Origin of the sequence: Roseibium sp. FZY0029, assembly GCF_036350355.1 — a bacterium.
Taxonomy (GTDB): domain Bacteria; phylum Pseudomonadota; class Alphaproteobacteria; order Rhizobiales; family Stappiaceae; genus Roseibium.
On record NZ_JAZDVZ010000005.1, the window covers coordinates 100,608 to 116,208 of the forward strand.

General features: G+C 53.8%; 10 protein-coding genes. 4 read left to right on the forward strand and 6 right to left on the reverse strand.

Annotated elements, in window-relative coordinates; all coding sequences use genetic code 11:
* Positions 1 to 122 precede the first annotated feature (122 nt).
* A complete protein-coding gene (locus V1T76_RS15340) occupies positions 123 to 1,559 on the forward strand; it encodes a DUF2779 domain-containing protein (protein ID WP_330561549.1) in 1,437 nt (478 codons plus the stop codon).
* A 64-nt stretch (positions 1,560 to 1,623) separates the two neighbouring features.
* Positions 1,624 to 1,923 (forward strand): hypothetical protein, encoded by a 300-nt coding sequence (locus tag V1T76_RS15345; RefSeq protein ID WP_330561550.1) that lies wholly within the window; start codon positions 1,624 to 1,626, stop codon positions 1,921 to 1,923.
* Between the two features lie 37 nt (positions 1,924 to 1,960).
* Here V1T76_RS15345 and V1T76_RS15350 read toward each other — a convergent pair whose 3' ends face one another.
* From V1T76_RS15350 to V1T76_RS15375, 6 genes are read right to left on the reverse strand one after another with little or no spacing between them, the layout of a single operon-like run.
* Positions 1,961 to 4,351 carry an ATP-dependent DNA helicase gene (locus tag V1T76_RS15350; protein WP_330561551.1) on the reverse strand — a complete coding sequence of 797 codons (2,391 nt, stop codon included), beginning with the start codon at positions 4,349 to 4,351 and terminating at the stop codon, positions 1,961 to 1,963.
* Positions 4,348 to 4,815 (reverse strand): hypothetical protein, encoded by a 468-nt coding sequence (locus V1T76_RS15355; protein WP_330561552.1) that lies wholly within the window; start codon positions 4,813 to 4,815, stop codon positions 4,348 to 4,350. The genes V1T76_RS15350 and V1T76_RS15355 overlap by 4 nt, the downstream gene beginning before the upstream one ends.
* Before the next feature lie 3 nt (positions 4,816 to 4,818).
* Positions 4,819 to 5,304, reverse strand: coding sequence for a hypothetical protein (locus V1T76_RS15360; protein ID WP_330561553.1), 486 nt, complete (start codon positions 5,302 to 5,304; stop codon positions 4,819 to 4,821).
* Positions 5,301 to 8,183, reverse strand: a complete 2,883-nt coding sequence (locus tag V1T76_RS15365; RefSeq protein ID WP_330561554.1) for a hypothetical protein — start codon at positions 8,181 to 8,183, stop codon at positions 5,301 to 5,303. Before V1T76_RS15365 ends, V1T76_RS15360 begins: the two co-directional genes overlap by 4 nt.
* A complete protein-coding gene (locus tag V1T76_RS15370; protein WP_330561555.1) occupies positions 8,180 to 9,679 on the reverse strand; it encodes a site-specific integrase in 1,500 nt (499 codons plus the stop codon). The genes V1T76_RS15365 and V1T76_RS15370 overlap by 4 nt, the downstream gene beginning before the upstream one ends.
* A complete protein-coding gene (locus tag V1T76_RS15375) occupies positions 9,672 to 10,961 on the reverse strand; it encodes a tyrosine-type recombinase/integrase (RefSeq protein ID WP_330561556.1) in 1,290 nt (429 codons plus the stop codon). The genes V1T76_RS15370 and V1T76_RS15375 overlap by 8 nt, the downstream gene beginning before the upstream one ends.
* A 730-nt stretch (positions 10,962 to 11,691) precedes the next feature.
* Between V1T76_RS15375 and V1T76_RS15380 the strand changes: the two genes are divergently transcribed.
* On the forward strand, positions 11,692 to 13,680 hold the full coding sequence (locus V1T76_RS15380; RefSeq protein ID WP_330561557.1) for an ATP-dependent nuclease: 1,989 nt from the start codon (positions 11,692 to 11,694) through the stop codon (positions 13,678 to 13,680).
* Complete coding sequence (locus V1T76_RS15385; protein ID WP_330561558.1) at positions 13,680 to 15,548, forward strand: ATP-dependent helicase; 1,869 nt, start codon at positions 13,680 to 13,682, stop codon at positions 15,546 to 15,548. Before V1T76_RS15380 ends, V1T76_RS15385 begins: the two co-directional genes overlap by 1 nt.
* Positions 15,549 to 15,601 lie beyond the last annotated feature (53 nt).

The window sequence follows — 15,601 nt, forward strand, 5'->3', positions numbered from 1 at the left end:
CCAGATTCTGCACATAAGTTCAAATCCAGGCATGTACATGCTGGTTGTACAATTTTTGCTTGTTTGCCGTGGCTACTTTGAACCACGTTTAAAGGCGTATTCCGGTTCAAACAGCTATTTGAATGCCTGATGAAATGTTATCGAAAACTGATTTTATCCAGTATCTGAATTGTCCCAAGTCTCTCTGGCTGAAGCAGCACAAGCCAGACGTCTACCCGCAAGGGGAGTTCTCCGATTTCGCCCAGAAGTTGGCGGCGGAAGGCTATCAGGTCGAAGAATACGTGCGTCAGTTGGTCAAGGATTGGCCGGATGCCGAATCCTATTCATTCCAGGGTGTGTTCGAGACGGGTGAGGGACTCCATGCCCGTGCGGACATGCTCCGGGAGAACGAGGACGGCACAATCGATCTATTCGAGATCAAGTCCTCGACCAGCGTGAAGGACGGGAAACCGCACAACCAGCTGAAGGATGCGGCGTTTCAGACGATCGCAGCCACAAGGGCAGGGCGCGACGTCCGGAACATATTCATCGTTCACTTGAATAAGGACTACGTCCGTGATGGCGAGATCGATCCGGGGGGCCTTCTTACCTTCGCTGACGAAACCATTCGGGTGAAGGGCCTGCTGGACGAAACAGAGCGGGAAATTGCCGAGGCGCTCTCACTCCTTAATGAGGCGGCGATAGACGAGAGCTCGTGTACCTGCCTGAACCTCAGTCGGTTGCATCATTGCGACAGCTTCGGCTACTTCAACCCGGGCATTCCAGAATACTCGATCTATTCTCTGCCGCGGTTGTCTGGCAGGAAGCTGGAGAACTTCGTCGCAGAAGGACGGTTTGGACTGGATCAGATCGAACTCGATGAGGTTTCACGCCTCCAGCAGCCGATTGTCCGGGCACACAACATCGAGAACCCGTATGTTGATCTCGCCGACATTGAGAACTTCATCGGCGTGCTGGCGTACCCGCTCTATTTTCTTGATTACGAAACCTACCTTTCCGCGATCCCGATCGTTGATGGGACAGGGCCGCAACAGCAGTTGTCGTTTCAGTTTTCCCTCCATGTCCTCCATGAAGATGGTCGGGTCGATCATGTCGAATATCTAGCGGATCGGCCGGAACTCCCCCGTCCTTTGGTGGAAGCCCTGGAGGGCGCCGTCGGCGCGAACGGATCCGTCGTCACCTGGAACAAAACCTTCGAGAACGCTCGAAACAACGAGATGGGGCAGGCGTTCCCGGACAAAAAGGACTTTCTCCTTGGGCTGATCGATCGAACAGTCGACCTTATGGATGTCTTCAAGACGGGCTATGTCGATATCCGTTTCAACGGATCGACCTCCATCAAGAAGGTGCTCCCTGTTGTCGTGCCTGAACTCAGCTACGAGGGGATGGAGATCGGCGACGGGACAGCCGCAATGGATGGCTGGAAAAAGATGATCAAAGAAGCCGATCCGGAGAAGCAGGCACGACTGCGACGGGCTCTCCTAGAGTACTGTAAGCTCGATACGCTCGCGATGGTCCGGATCTTTCAGTTTGTTGAGGGGCTGGTGAGGGCAAGTTGAAGGCATTCAGACCGCACAACGGACCGCCGTTGAGGTATGCTCGTAAGGTCGGGAGAATCCTGTTGTGACAACAAGTAGAGAAACCGTCATCGCTACCATCGACCGCATCCTGGACGGTGCGGATCGCAGTCTGGTCACGGTCCTGGTGACGGATCCAAGAGAAAGCCTGCTGGAGTTCACAGACCGTTGGGACGCAGCCGTTGAAAAAGGCGGCACAATCGTCGTCGTGGAATACGATCCGGTTGCCGTCTTGGTTCGGTCCGGAAGCAGTGACATTTCTTGTACGACCTACCGGGATCCAAAGGACATCGTTGAGATATCGGATCTCGGTGTGAGCTTTCGTTTGAACGAGTTGTGCATTTAACACAACATCAGGCTTGCCTAACGACGCCGTGATTTAGCTAGGCGTTCAGTGCATCATCCAGTCGAGCAGGTAGACGGGTGCGCCGTTGGTGGACCGTCGACGTCTCAATGATCGCTCTTTCAAGCGCGGATCGATCGCCCAGGAGGATCACCTGAGTTTTTGCTCTCGTGATCCCCGTATAGATCAGTGTTCTGTCATTCAGCGGGTTCGGGAACACTGGCATGATCACGATGGGCCACTCTGAACCTTGCGACTTGTGGACCGTGATGGCGTAGGCAGGAGCGACATTGAGTGCGTCGTTAGCCGACAGGGTCACCGATCTACCATCAAGAACGCAATGGGCGCGTTCACCATCGGTTTCAATGAACCGCCCCATACTTCCGTTGAATATCTCGCGGTCGTAGTCATTGACCTTGAAGATAATGGGCTCACCTTCAGCAAGACCGTCTCGTCCCGGGAAAAGCCGAATGTCGCGTGGATTGCCGTTCTTGTCGTGAGACCGGAGCCAGTGGAAGTGAGCGTTAATGGCGTCCACTCCGGCTTTTCCGCCGGAAATGGGAGAAATGATTTGCATATCATTCCGATCAACTCCGGATGCAGCGAGTTGTCGGCCAATGCTGATGATCGTGTCAACTGCCTGATCGGCGTTGCAGGGAACGAAGGACACGCCCGTCTTGAGACCTGCGAACTGCTCTAACCTAGGTAAGCGGCCGAACCTCACGTCTTCAGCAAACTTGGGAATACCAGTCTCGGCAGATTGTCGCATTACCTGGTCGAGTACCACACGCGGTATCCTCGCGTGTTCGACAAGGTCATGATACGGCCGTCCGAATCCGATGGGCGGGAGCTGAGCTGGGTCACCAATGAATACCAGTCGACCCGTCGGCATTCGGTCGAAGAGAACACTCAATGTCCCCAGGTCAATCATGCTGGCTTCGTCCAGGATCAGAGTGTCTTCCGGTCCGAATTGGATCTTTCCATCTCTAAGACGCCGTACTAGGGCCGCGATGGTCAGAGCGGACTTTCCGGTCTGTTCGCGCATTCGCTGAGCTGCCCGACCGCTCAGAGCGGCCATGACGACGCGTCGGCCTGCGTCTTCCAGAACTTTTACGAGAGCAGAAAGGGCCGTTGTCTTTCCCGAGCCTGCGTATCCGCCCAGAACGACCGCTGGAGCATTCGCTGCGATCCGAACGGCTTCCGCCTGGCGTTCGGTCAGTGGATAACCTTGTTGGCGTTCGGCGGATTTTAGAGAATTGGCGAGAGCCGAAGGTGTAATTGATGTGCTCGCAATGAAGTCTTTCTGTCGCGGCTGAAGGCGTTTGGCGATTGCTTCTGCGACATGGATTTCCATGTCGTGCGCTCCTGGTCCCTGGAAACCATCATCAACGTAAACGGCGCCGCGCGCTGGGATGGCGATCTCGACGGCTCGTTCAGCCCAATCCGCTTCACCAAGCAATTCTGCGACTTCATCGACGAAAAGTTGTTCAGGTATCCAAGTGTGGGCGTTTCGGATGTGTGCAATCAATACGGCTTCAACCGCCCCAACCAACCTTCGATCATCACTTGCTGGAATGTCGAGGCGTTCACGAAGGTGTTCGCAGCCTCTCCATCCCAAGTGCCGAATGAGCAGATAGATGTTTTCCTGCACAGCACGAGCGCCTTCGTCTCCCCAAGCCTTGATGACTTCGGTCGCGATTGCAGGATCGATGCGGAGATCCATCAACCATTGGATCAGGTCCATGCGGGCCAGCAGAAGCTGGTAACCGTCGAGGAGGGGGCCGATAAGGTCTCCCGGAAGAACGTCAAAGAGTTCGGAATCGCCATCGGATAGAACTGCATGGAGGCGATCTCCGAACCTCTCACGCAATTTCCGGGCCCGAGCTTTTCCGATCCCTGGGAAGTCCTCAGACTTTGCAAGTTCGCGTTCGAGCAGGTCGAGATCACGAAAATGATATCGCTTTTCGGACTCTCCAACGACCAGGGCCTGATCTCTGTCACCTTGCTGTCGCCTTTCTTCAGTCTCACCGGTCCCATCCGTCCGCAAGGCTCGCCTGGCGGCGTCCGCCTCCGGCGGCTTTGGCCTTGCATCCATCAGGTCCAGGTGAAGACCTTCGGGCGCGACGCGGCGGCTCCGACGACCAGACTCAGCAGTTCCCGGCGAGGTTTTTTGGGGAGGTAAATTGGGCCGATATGCCTGACCCTGAACGTCCATCAGGTAGGTTTCTGCGTCGACCTGCATAGCGCCGTGTTCGGTGACTGCGACGCATGTGAGGATTCCACCGAGAGTAAACGTTCGCAGCTCGTCGCGTAGACTGCATTGACCTCGAATGGTTCTTGCGCCGTTTTCTTCAATGAGCCGGGCGTTGGTCACCTTTCGGGACGTTACAGTGCCGTGTCTGTCCCTGTAGGTGATCGCCAAAGTGGTCATTTTTTGCGGGCCTCAAGTTCCCTACGCTTTGCAAGGCTCACGCGAAGACCGTGTGGGCGCATGGCTTCGCGTGATTCATGAGGTTGGTTTTGCTCCCGGATCAGTTTGGCGACCAGCCTACGTTCTTGAGCGAGAGCGGATTTCAGCTGATCGATCTCTTGCTGTTTTTTCCTGAGGAGTCGATCTACCTTTTCGGCAAATCCCGCCGCATTGCTTTGATGGTTACCTAGGGCAGTCCGAGGCTCAAGGCCGATTTCCATCACCGCGTTGTCCAAGTCCTGTTTGAGACTGCCATAGAAGGCGTTTCTGCCGATCTTCGTCGCCCTAGCTATTGCCGTTATGTTCGGACCACCATCGCGCTGAGGAAGCTTCTCGCCGGCCTCTTTCAGGGCATTGAGGTAGGTCTTGAGTTTAGCTCGGTTCTTCGCCTCTCCGGCTTTGCCGCGTTCGATGACTTCACCCATGAATCAAACCTCATTCGGTTTCCGGCGTTCGCGCTTCTGGCGTGTCTGACGATCGAGGTGCGTCTTCCGGGCAGGCAGTGGGCGGTTCAGGATCTCCTGACTGATACCGTTTTTCTGTGCGTTGTACTGCCACCTTTGGAACTGCTCGAGCAGATCATGGTTCTCACGCTCAAGCCGGTCAACTTTCGCCCTCAGACGACGGTTCTTCTCAACCTCGTACTCGAGCGCCATGTCGCCGTGTCGAACGATACCTGCTTTGGCAGCAATGGCTTTTCGGCTGACGGCAATCCTGGTCTTGGCTTCGTCGAAGGCATCGACGATCCGTTGGTGCTTACGGATTCCCTGGCGAGTTATACTTATTCCGGTGACCTGTTTCAGGACTTGCAGATAGACGTCCCATGTCAGTTTCTCATGCCAGCCATCAAGGATACGGAGGGCATGGTCAATGTGCGCCTCGGTGAGTTTTTCCCTTGGCATGGTTTGTTTCAATCTCCGTCGAACATGGTTTTCATGTCGAGCGTGAAGGGTACGTCTTTGTCGTCCGCGTTGGAAGTTGGATGTAGTGTGGCCGACGCCGCGACCTCATCCATGATGAGTCCTGCTTTCGATTGATCGTGTTCCGGAGGTGGAAGGGAGATGATCGTGCCGCTTGGAGTGTCCTGATCTGTGATCAGGTAATGAATCATGTCCCAGCGAGCGAGCTTGCGCTTGTGTTTTTCTATCCAGCGATCGACCCCGGGTTCGCCTTCCTGCTTGGCGTTCAATGAATGCTTGAGCGCGTTCTGGTGCATAGCAATGCTTCTCTCTGCCTCCCTGATGTGGCGTTCATCATGGGCGACAACCATGTTCTCTCCGCACTCCTCGCAGTTTTTGTCTTTGGGGCAGGGGGTGAGCGCGAAGTTGTGTCGACACAAGCCCTTGCTGGTTACGTGGATCGCCCCGAGCTCAAGTTTCAGAGCTTCATCGTAAGTAATGGCTTCATTGATCGATCGATCCTTGGCTTTGTCGGCAAGTGGCCCTGACACTTTGATGTCGACGCCGGACTTTTCGTCCATCAGTTGCCAGCTTTCGATGATGGCTTCTTGAGGAACATGATCATAGAAACTGTTCTGGGAAACGCTCTTGCGTCCGGACCAGAACGCGATGAGAGCCTGGGAAAGGTATTTGCCTTGGGCCAAGGTGTTCAGCAAGTGCCTAAGCTGATGTGTCGTGAGCTTCCACGGTTTCCCGGTTGCGGGGTTCAATAACTTGTTTCTCGAAAAAATTGTCAGGGCTTTTTGCCCCTCACGGTGCTGACCAGAAAGGGCGGTAATGATTGAATTATAGTTTACCCAAAACGGAATATTCCAGAACGTTGCGTTGTCGGCGATTTGACTATTGAATCCTAAGCAAAAAAGAGCTTGAGAGAAGTACATTCTAGTTTCTGGGTCAATGATGGGGAAGTCTTTTTGAATTTTTCTTAAAACGAACTTCTCTAGGCTGTCAAAACTGTAAGTGGCCAGAGACCTAACGTCCAATCGGCCCAATCGGTTCGGATCTTTGGTCCTGCCTACCTGGTCCAGCTCGTCTGTGGTGATATATCGAATGGAATTGGGCTTCACCAAGTCATTCTCAGTGACATTGATTATAGATAGGGCTTCACTGAGGGTAAGTGGTTCGTCACGCAGATTCTGGAGTTCGTCGGTCAGGTATGGTTGGTCCGAATGTTCGTTGAACCACTTTGCCATGGGTCTTAAGTGGTCGGGCAGGGGACCGATATAAGCCGCGATGAAACTTCTAAGATACCTATCAATACTTTTTTGAGAAAAGGTTGGTCGTGATCTGTTTGATTTAGCGGCTGTATCGATTGTCTTGCGTTCCACGCGCGCCTTGTCGGTAGTGGTTCCGTGCCGCCGAAGCAATCTAACATTTCGCTGATCTAGCACTTTCATGGTGCAAGGAGAGTCGGAATATTCGTCTAATAATCTGACTATCTCCTTTTTGGTGAGTGGCTCTCCGTCCAAGTGAACCAAGTCTTCTGGCAATAACAAACGGTCTGGATTTGTTTGGAACCAATTCTTCATTCGAGTGTTGTTTGGGCCTTTTTTTGCGTTTGTAGCGTTGACCCGCTTCTTAGCCAACGCAACAACTGAATCATATGTGTAAGTCGCCGCGTGTCCAACTTCTTGGATGTTCTTCTTAAGATTACCCATTCGCTTTTTGTCGCGAGTTGTCCCGACTTGCTCAAGCGCTCGCATCATGCGGAAGGCGTCTCGAAAGGCTGGCTTATCGACCGGATCCCAATCCAGGATTTCCGCGACTTCAAGCCATGTCAGTGGCTGTCCACGCAGATGGTCCGTACCGGGAGGCAGGTAGAGTTTGTTCGGGTTTTCTGCATACCATTTGGCTGCGCGTCGAGCGCCGCTGCCGATCGCTTTAAGGCGCTGCACCGCCTCACTCGCAACAGCTTCCCATTCGGGGTTCTGGCCCTTGCCTACAGCAAATTTGGTGATTGGCTGCCCATTTTTCGCAGGGCGCCAACTGAGCCCCATACGCGTGCTGCCTGCTATTTCATCAACAGATGAAGTGATGCAATCTACTGGCAAAGTGGTGATTTCCGACTGCCGGGAAGGAGCGAACATCCCCAACGCCACGAATCCTGAGTAGATCATGTTATAGATGTGGTATGAACCGCCGTGGCGATTGAAAAGCGATGCAATATCGATGATTGCCTCAATGTCGGGAAGTCTTTCATTTTTTTCTTTGAAGTCAGCCGACTGCATGTCGCGGATGAGCAGATTTTCTCTGTTCTGCAAGTCTCTCCATTTGTACGGACTGTGGTAGCTGATCTCGAAACCCGTTAGGGCAAACTCGCTCAATACGGAGTTGATGACGATGTTCATATGACGGCCTTGTGACCACCAGCCACCTGGTTCGCTTTGCTCAATGTAGTCGCCAAGGCCGTCAATCAAGAGTTGATCGACAAAGACAAGATCGGGTGGTTTCCCACCTGCTAGGAGCGCTTCATATATTGTCCGAAGGGCCCTGAGGATTTTCTGGGGTTCGATTTTCGGGTTCTTACGAAAAAGCTCACAAAGCACAGCTTTGGCTTGATCCAGGAACGGTTCCGAAAACGGTTCGCTGCCGTTTGGTTCAGTAACAAAGTTGGCACGTACGACGCCCGTTTTTCCCCGGGTTCGGTCAAACGTCCATGTCGTGTCGGTCCAGCCGATTTCGTACGCCGTCATAAAGTGACCGTGCTTCTTCTGGTGCGCGATGAAGTCTGCCATGTTTCGCTGCGCGACGGACATTGCCGCCGATTGGCGGTCTGGGGAAGTTTCCGAAGGGCGAGATTCCTTGGGAATGAACGGAATGATTACCGCTGTCATACCTGGGCCCGCTCAAGGAGCTTCATCTTGGCGGCGCAGGCATTCTTGATGCTATGTACTGCATTCAGCTGATCGAGATGGATCTGCTTGATCCTGGAATCGCTTTCACGTTCATATTCGGCCTGAATGACACGTTCCAGATCACCCCAATGTGCATCGACAAAAGGTTCGAATTTGAAGCAAGTCAAGCAAGCGCGCGGGGCGTCTTGGTAACAAGTTGAACGAGCCCCACAGGCGCCTATTTTTTTGCCGGTAAGACGTTCGAAGTCACGGATCAGTTTATTGTAGTCACCCGAATTCGTTGCTTCATCGAAGTCGTTGATTATCTTCCCGCTGAACACGCCGGCGAAAAAGTCCATCTCCTCGCCCAAGGCTTCATTGATAGGCGCTTGGTTGTTCGCAAGCGAAGCCCGATAGTGTTTGATGCTATTTGTATTTTTATGAGTGAGGAGGCGGGCGACCTGCGCATCCGTGGCGCCTTGGGCGACCGCGCGGGTGGCCAACGTGTAACGGAACCGGTACGGAGTTATGTGAATTGGCCCTTTAGTCCGGTTGGAGTAGGTGTTTATCCGGCGAAAAACTGCTGTAAGTCGATTGTTGAGATAGCTTGCAGTTCTTAGTCCAAAGAGACTTTCTTCTGGATCAGGGTTGTTTTTGGCTGTTTGGTACCGGATCAATATGTCTGCCAAGACGGATGGGGCGCGGCGGCGAATATATCCGGAAGTCTTACCCTGCGTGTCCTTGGCCAAAGGTACGAGAAGTGTCACTTCCCGTCCCAACCCAGCCGGCCCATCTTGGATCATGACATGCTTGTTTTTCATGCGAGCTGTTTGGATCGGACGAACACCCGTTCCAATTTGAAACCAGGTCACGACATAATCTTCGAAGGCGACGTCGCCGCTCAGATAGGCTTTGTTCAACCCTGCTTGAATGCTTTTTAGCTCTTGTTCTGTCAATGCTCCGCGATCGGGGTCGTTGGTCAGCAGAGCAAAATAGGGACCCGAGCCGTCGTCGTTTAGTTCCCTGGTTTCAGGATCGAGGATGAAGGTGCGCAGCTCTTCATCGATAAGTTGGTCGTCCTTGGTTTGAGTGAGCTGGAAAAGGAAGAATTTCAGGAACGGCCAGTAAGAGAGTGGGGTGATCATTGACCATCGTTCAATTTGCTTTAGCTTAATTGGTGCATCTAGAGAAAACGTTCCAGTTTCAAAGGATTTTCTTATCACATAAGCTATTTCTCGTGCGTAGTTTGTGGAAAATTTTCGTAACGACTCAATGATTATTTTGAAAATCATTTGAGCCATCATTGTGGGCTTATTTAGAAATTCTAGTCGAACAAAATAGGCATCACTTCCGTCAACTGACGGAAGGTAGAACGTATTACCAGGAATAGGATTGATCACCTGTTTGTCGTGGAGTGTGACAAACACCCCATTTTGCCATTCAGCATCAGAAAAATATTCCCTCGACTGAAGATGCAGGTTCTCGATCCTAATCATCGTTAGCTATCTCCATTTCCCATTTTGGATTGGAGACGGTCTCTGCGTCTTCAAAAAGCTTCTCGTTGAGTTCGTCGGCCTTCCTGCGGATGTGCCGGCGCAGGTATTTGTCCGCGGATCGGCTGTTTTCACTCCAGCCCATCAGCCGATTCCGGATGCGACGTTCCATCTCCAAACTCGGCGCATTTTCACTGGCGTCGATCATCTGGGAGAAGAACTCATTCCATGTGCGCCGCATTGTGTGTGGCGTGACGTAATCGGGAATCCGATCGTTTCTATTCCGTATTTCTTCGAAGATCCGATTGATTTGACGTTGCGAAAGAGGGTGTCCGTCCTTGCTGGTGATCAAGTAACCGGCCTTTCGGGACCATTTAGGCAGTTTGGACCAGTGTTGCTGGATAAATTCATCGATCAGGATGCAAGTTGCAGGACGGAACGGGACGGTGCGCTGCGCGGTTTTAGACACATGGAAAGTGACGTTGCCCTGCGACATTTGAAGATTTGCGAGGACAATATTATGAACTTCGTCCCTGCGCCCTCCGGTCTCCAAAAAGAGACGCCATATCAGATAATTGCGATCCCGGACGAAATGGTCTTGCCACGGATTCTCTGGACTATGCGGGTTTACCGTATCCTCAATGATCTGCACGACTTCTCGGGACAGTCCCTCGAGAGACTCGTCCTGATCACCTTTGTTTGAAAGTCGGGGAACGTTAGAATGGAATTGATTCAAACCTTCAATCGCGTTCTCCCACTGTTCGTGGCCGAACTCTGCGTCTCCGTCCGAGAACCGCCGTTGCCGATAGATCCATTCGAGGAAGGAAGCGATATTCCGAAGGGTCGAGGCATAGGGCTCGTCCTCGATCACTTCGAGTCGAGTGTGTGTGGTGCTCCGGCGGCTCGGTCGTATCTTTTCGAGCTTTCGAACTTTTTGGTTTTCCGATTGAGTTTTTGTCGCTTTGATGAGCTTGAGTTCTGTTTGCTGGGCTTTGGCCGTTAGCTGCAAGAACTTCGCAAGCGCTGTTGCCTCTTCGAAGGCCAGCGGATTGTCCCTCATGACGCGATCAGCGAAATCGACATTTTCCCTGGCGAGCATCCAGTTGGAGGCGCGGCAGATCGAATTAAGGTGGTTTCTGATGGTCTTGGGAGAGAGCGCCTGGTCGCGTAAGACCGCGGAAGCGTAGTAGTTCGGCCAATATGAAGGAATGCCGTTCGGACACATCAACATGTGTGTCTCTTCACCTTTTGATGAGGTGAAATGACGGACATTGTAGCGATCCATGATTGGGCCCTTGCTTTACAAAACTGCGGGTTCCTAGACTCTCCAAACCTTATTGTGGACCGAAATCCCGGTTTGTAAAGTTAGGAACCCGCAGTTTTGTTAGCTTAGGTCCGAGTTCGACGTCTTTAGTTTACATTTTTTGTTGGTGAGGGACCCAAAGAATTGCCGCAACCCGTGTTGTAGGTAATTGATTCAATGAAATAATTTTGAGCGTGTTTTTTGAGGAAGCAAAGTTCTGTTCCAAACGGAACCAAAGTTTTGAACCCATCGCCGCAGAACCCGATTTCAGGAAAACTTTGGAGCCTATTCCCATTCGAGAGTTTTTGGGGTCGGGCAGGGCGTGCGAACAGGCTTTTTGAAACACGAATGAGCTCTGATGACAGGCACCGGCTCGACCTTCGCTCCATTGATCAAAGTCTGATGTGGGGACGCTAAACAAACCGCTGCGCGGTAGGTGCGTTTTGCAAGGTCTCGGAATTAGCAATTATGTGCTCAGCTGAGCGATCGTCCGCATGGGCAGGTGATCTACAGGAGATGCTTCGAACCACGGATGGACGGAGCCATTACCGCTTTGCGTAGACTGTTTTGGGTGCTCGATCAGTAGTTGCAAAGGGGGGCGGGATGCGGAACATTGCGCTGATCGACGCGGAGGCGTGGGATAAGGCGACAAGGATTCTTCCTTGTCGCTCTTTGCGTAGGGCGGAAAAGTCTCTTGTAGCGGAGCCTTCTCATGAAGATCGAAACTATCTCTGTACGAAATTTTCGGTGCTTCGGTCCTGAGTGGATGGAAGTGAGCCTGCAAGAGCAGGTAACTGCCTTCGTTGGGGGAAACGGTTCAGGCAAGACAGCCCTCTTCCAGGCGCTTTCCCGACTCTTTGGTGTGACGAGGACGGACAGGACCGTCACCAAAAAAGACTTCCATATCGCGCATGACGAAGAGGAACTGCCGGATGGGCGCGCTTTAGAGATCGAGTGTCTGCTTGGCTTCCCGGAGTTGGATGAAGAAGAGGACGAAGACGCTCCTGCCGTCCCCGACTTTTTCAATCACATGGCCGCCTCGGGTCCCGATGAACCGCTAAAAGCTCGCATCCGGCTTGTCGCCAGGTGGATCGAAGACGGCACGCCGGACGGGACCGTCGAAGAAGACATCAGATGGATCACGACGCTCGGCAACGAATTTGAATGGGATACCTTTCCGAAAGTCTCCGCTGTGGATCGCGCGAGTATTCAGGTCGTCTACGTTCCCGCCCTTCGCAACGCCGCCGACCGTGTCACCGAGCTTCTGAAAGGACGTTTGTGGCGAGCGGCACTCTGGTCAAGTGATCTTGGCGCCCGGGCGACGGAAGGGGCCGAGCTTATCCAGAACCAGTTCGATCAGGAGGCCCCATCAAACTTCATCATCGAGCGTCTGACGCACAGATGGCAACAGGTTTACGAAGGCGACACGGACACGATTCCTAATCTTCGGCTTATCGAGAGCCGGATCGAGGAGCTTGTGCGGCGCGCTGAGTTTGTTTTTCATCCTGACGAGGCTGGTAGAAACCGAATCCTTGCCGACCTCAGCGACGGTCAGCGCTCGCTTTTCCACATCGCCCTGACGGCTGCGACGCTGGAAACCGAACAGGCTGCACTTGCGCTCGCTGCGGCAGAGAGCCCATTTGACCAAGAAAAGCTGCGTCGAACGCACTTGACCGTTCTCGCGATTGAGGAGCCAGAGAACAGCCTTTCCCCGTTTTTCCTCTCCCGGATCGTGACGCAGGCGCGGGAGATCGGCGAAATGAGCACGGCTCAGGCGCTCATTTCAAGCCATAGCGCGAGTATACTTTCACGCATCGAGGCGGATGAAGTCCGCTACTTCCGACTTAACCGGCAGATGCGCCGCGCCTCTGTCCGGCTACTGACTTTGCCTGAAGACGATGCCGAAGCGAGTACCTATGTGCGCCTCGCAGTCCGCTCCTACCCAGAGCTGTATTTTGCTCGGTTCGTGATCCTGGCGGAGGGGGACTCGGAGCGGATCGTCGTGCCCCGGCTTGCAGAAGCCAGAGGCGTACCACTTGACCCGTCATTTGTTCCAGTGGTTCCCTTGGGTGGACGCTATGTCTCGCACTTTTGGAGACTGCTCAGCGATCTCGGCATACCCTACGCCACGCTGCTGGATTTTGATCTAGGCCGCGCCCATGGCGGAGCCAACATGATTCGAACCGCGTTCGCTGCTCTCGAACAGGTGGGCCGCGATCTGACCGCAAATCCCCTCGTCGTCAATGGCACGATCAATCTCAATTCTCTCGAAGATCTGGCCGATGAGGATGTTCTCGAAGACTGGGAGGTCAATGACTGGCTTCAGACACTTAAGCATGAAGGCGTCTTCTTTTCCGACCCCATCGATCTTGATTTCGCGATGTTGCAGGCGTTTCCTGCTGCCTACCAGCACCCAAATCCGGGCGGGCGAGGCCCCCGGACAACCGCGAAGGCGATTGCCGAAAAAAAGAATGTGGTTCTCAAAACCAATGGGAATCCAGATATATACGAGGACGACCAATGGGACGATAGCTTCGCTTGGTATCCATATCTTTTCCTGAGCCGCAGTAAGCCGGAAACTCATCTCGCCGCGCTGAGCAGGATCAGACGTCGAGACCTTTCGCGCCACGCTCCTCCGGAACTTCGCGCTTTGATCGATCATGTCAGAGACATTTTGTTTCCTGAGCCGGATGATGATTGATGCGAGTCGCGCCGGAAGATTGGCTGCCACAAGGCGTTGCTGACCTTGAGCCGCGAGCCTGGGAGGCTCTTCGAGAGACAGCGCAGAGCGTTTGCGTTACTGCTGGAGCCGGAGCGGGCAAGACCGAATTTCTGGCGCAGAAGGCCGCCTATCTCCTTCAAACCGGTCTTTGTCCAGAGCCAAAGCGCATTCTTGCGATCAGCTTCAAGCGCGATGCCGCTCAAAACCTTGCAGCGCGGGTTCGCCAGCGCTGCCCAGCGGTCCAGGCCCGCAGATTTCATTCGATGACGTTCGACGCATTTACGAAGCACATGCTGGATCACTTCCGCCTCGCTATCCCCGAGGCTTATCGACCGCCAGCCGACTATAGTATCGCCTTTCCCACACGAAGAGACTTTGAGTTATTCCTGCGCAGGCACGGCCGCCAGGACGTCAGTGCAGACCGGTTTGAACGAGCGGTCGCACGCGCGACGCTGCCGCTTGAAGAAACCGTTGAGAATCCGCGCGCACGAGAGTTGCTTCGGGCCTACTGGGATGACCAGAACGCCATGCCGGGCGGCGCACTGATCTCTTTTGCGATGATCAATCGCCTAGTTGAGTACATGCTGCGCTCAAATCCAAGGATCAAGCGCGCTCTGCGTCTAACCTATCCCTTTGTTTTTCTGGATGAGTTCCAAGATACGACTTATGCGCAATACAGTCTCGTTAATGCCGCTTTCAGAGGCAGCAATTCTGTCTTCACCGCTGTCGGAGACGACAAGCAAAAGATTATGGGCTGGGCAGGCGCAATGGATAGCGCGTTCGACGAATTTACCGCCGATTTCAATGCCGTTCGCCATGCGCTTCTCAGGAATTGGAGATCACACGAAGCCCTGGTTGCGGTTCAGCATGTCATCGCACGGCAGATCGATCCCGATGTCGAGGAAGTCGAGGCCCGCGGCGAGCTGGCGGTCGAGGGCGATACAGCGGCCATCTGGCGCTTCGACAGCCGCGAGCAGGAAGCCGAGCAGATAGCGCGATGGATCAGAAGCGAAGTCGATGAGGGCCGCATTGCCCCGCACGACGTCGCAATCCTTGTGCGTATGCGCGCAAACGACGTCGAAAACGAACTTGCGCCGGTTCTTCGAGACCACGACCTGACACTGCGAAATCTTGCTAGGAACGTCGGCGAAATCGCCATCCAGGATTTGTTAGCCGAGCCTCTTACGGAAGTTCTTCTTCCGCTCTTGCGGCTGGGAGCATGCTCGCGCGACCCGGACGCCTGGAACGCGACGCAGGAGCGTCTGCAAGCGTTGGCCGGCACCAGCCCGGAAGATGAGACCGGGCAGGAACGTTTGCAGCGCGAGATCGGAGAGTTCTCCAGGAACCTTCGACAGACAATGCGTGACGAACAGCCTGATCCAGAAGTGGCCGACCGGCTGTTCGCGCAGGCTCTGGGATTCGCCGGGGTCGATCGGCTGCGTCAGGCCTACCCCGAATATCGGCGCGACGCTGATTTTCAGCGCGTGCGCAACGGCTTTCAGGTACTTCTGCGAGAATGTGTAGAGAATGCTGAGGACTGGAGAGGCGTCCTTGATCGCTTCGAAGGCAAGGACCAAGTCTCACTCATGACAATCCACAAGAGCAAGGGTCTAGAATTTCACACCATGATATTCTTTGGGCTCGATGCTCGGACATGGTGGAGCCTTTCGCCAGATAGAGGTGAAGAGCTCAATTCATTCTTCGTCGCCTTTACCCGCGCCATGCAGCGAGCATATTTTGCTTATTGCTCCGAGCGGGGCAACGCAATCGGTTGGCTGGAGCAACTTCTCCTGCCCGCAGGTGTGGAGCAGATTGACGGAGCCGAAATCATCCCTCCCGATGCCTAAGAACAGCAGTTTCCAGACCAGGAAGTCAGAGTCTCAAGGGTTATAGCGGCAAT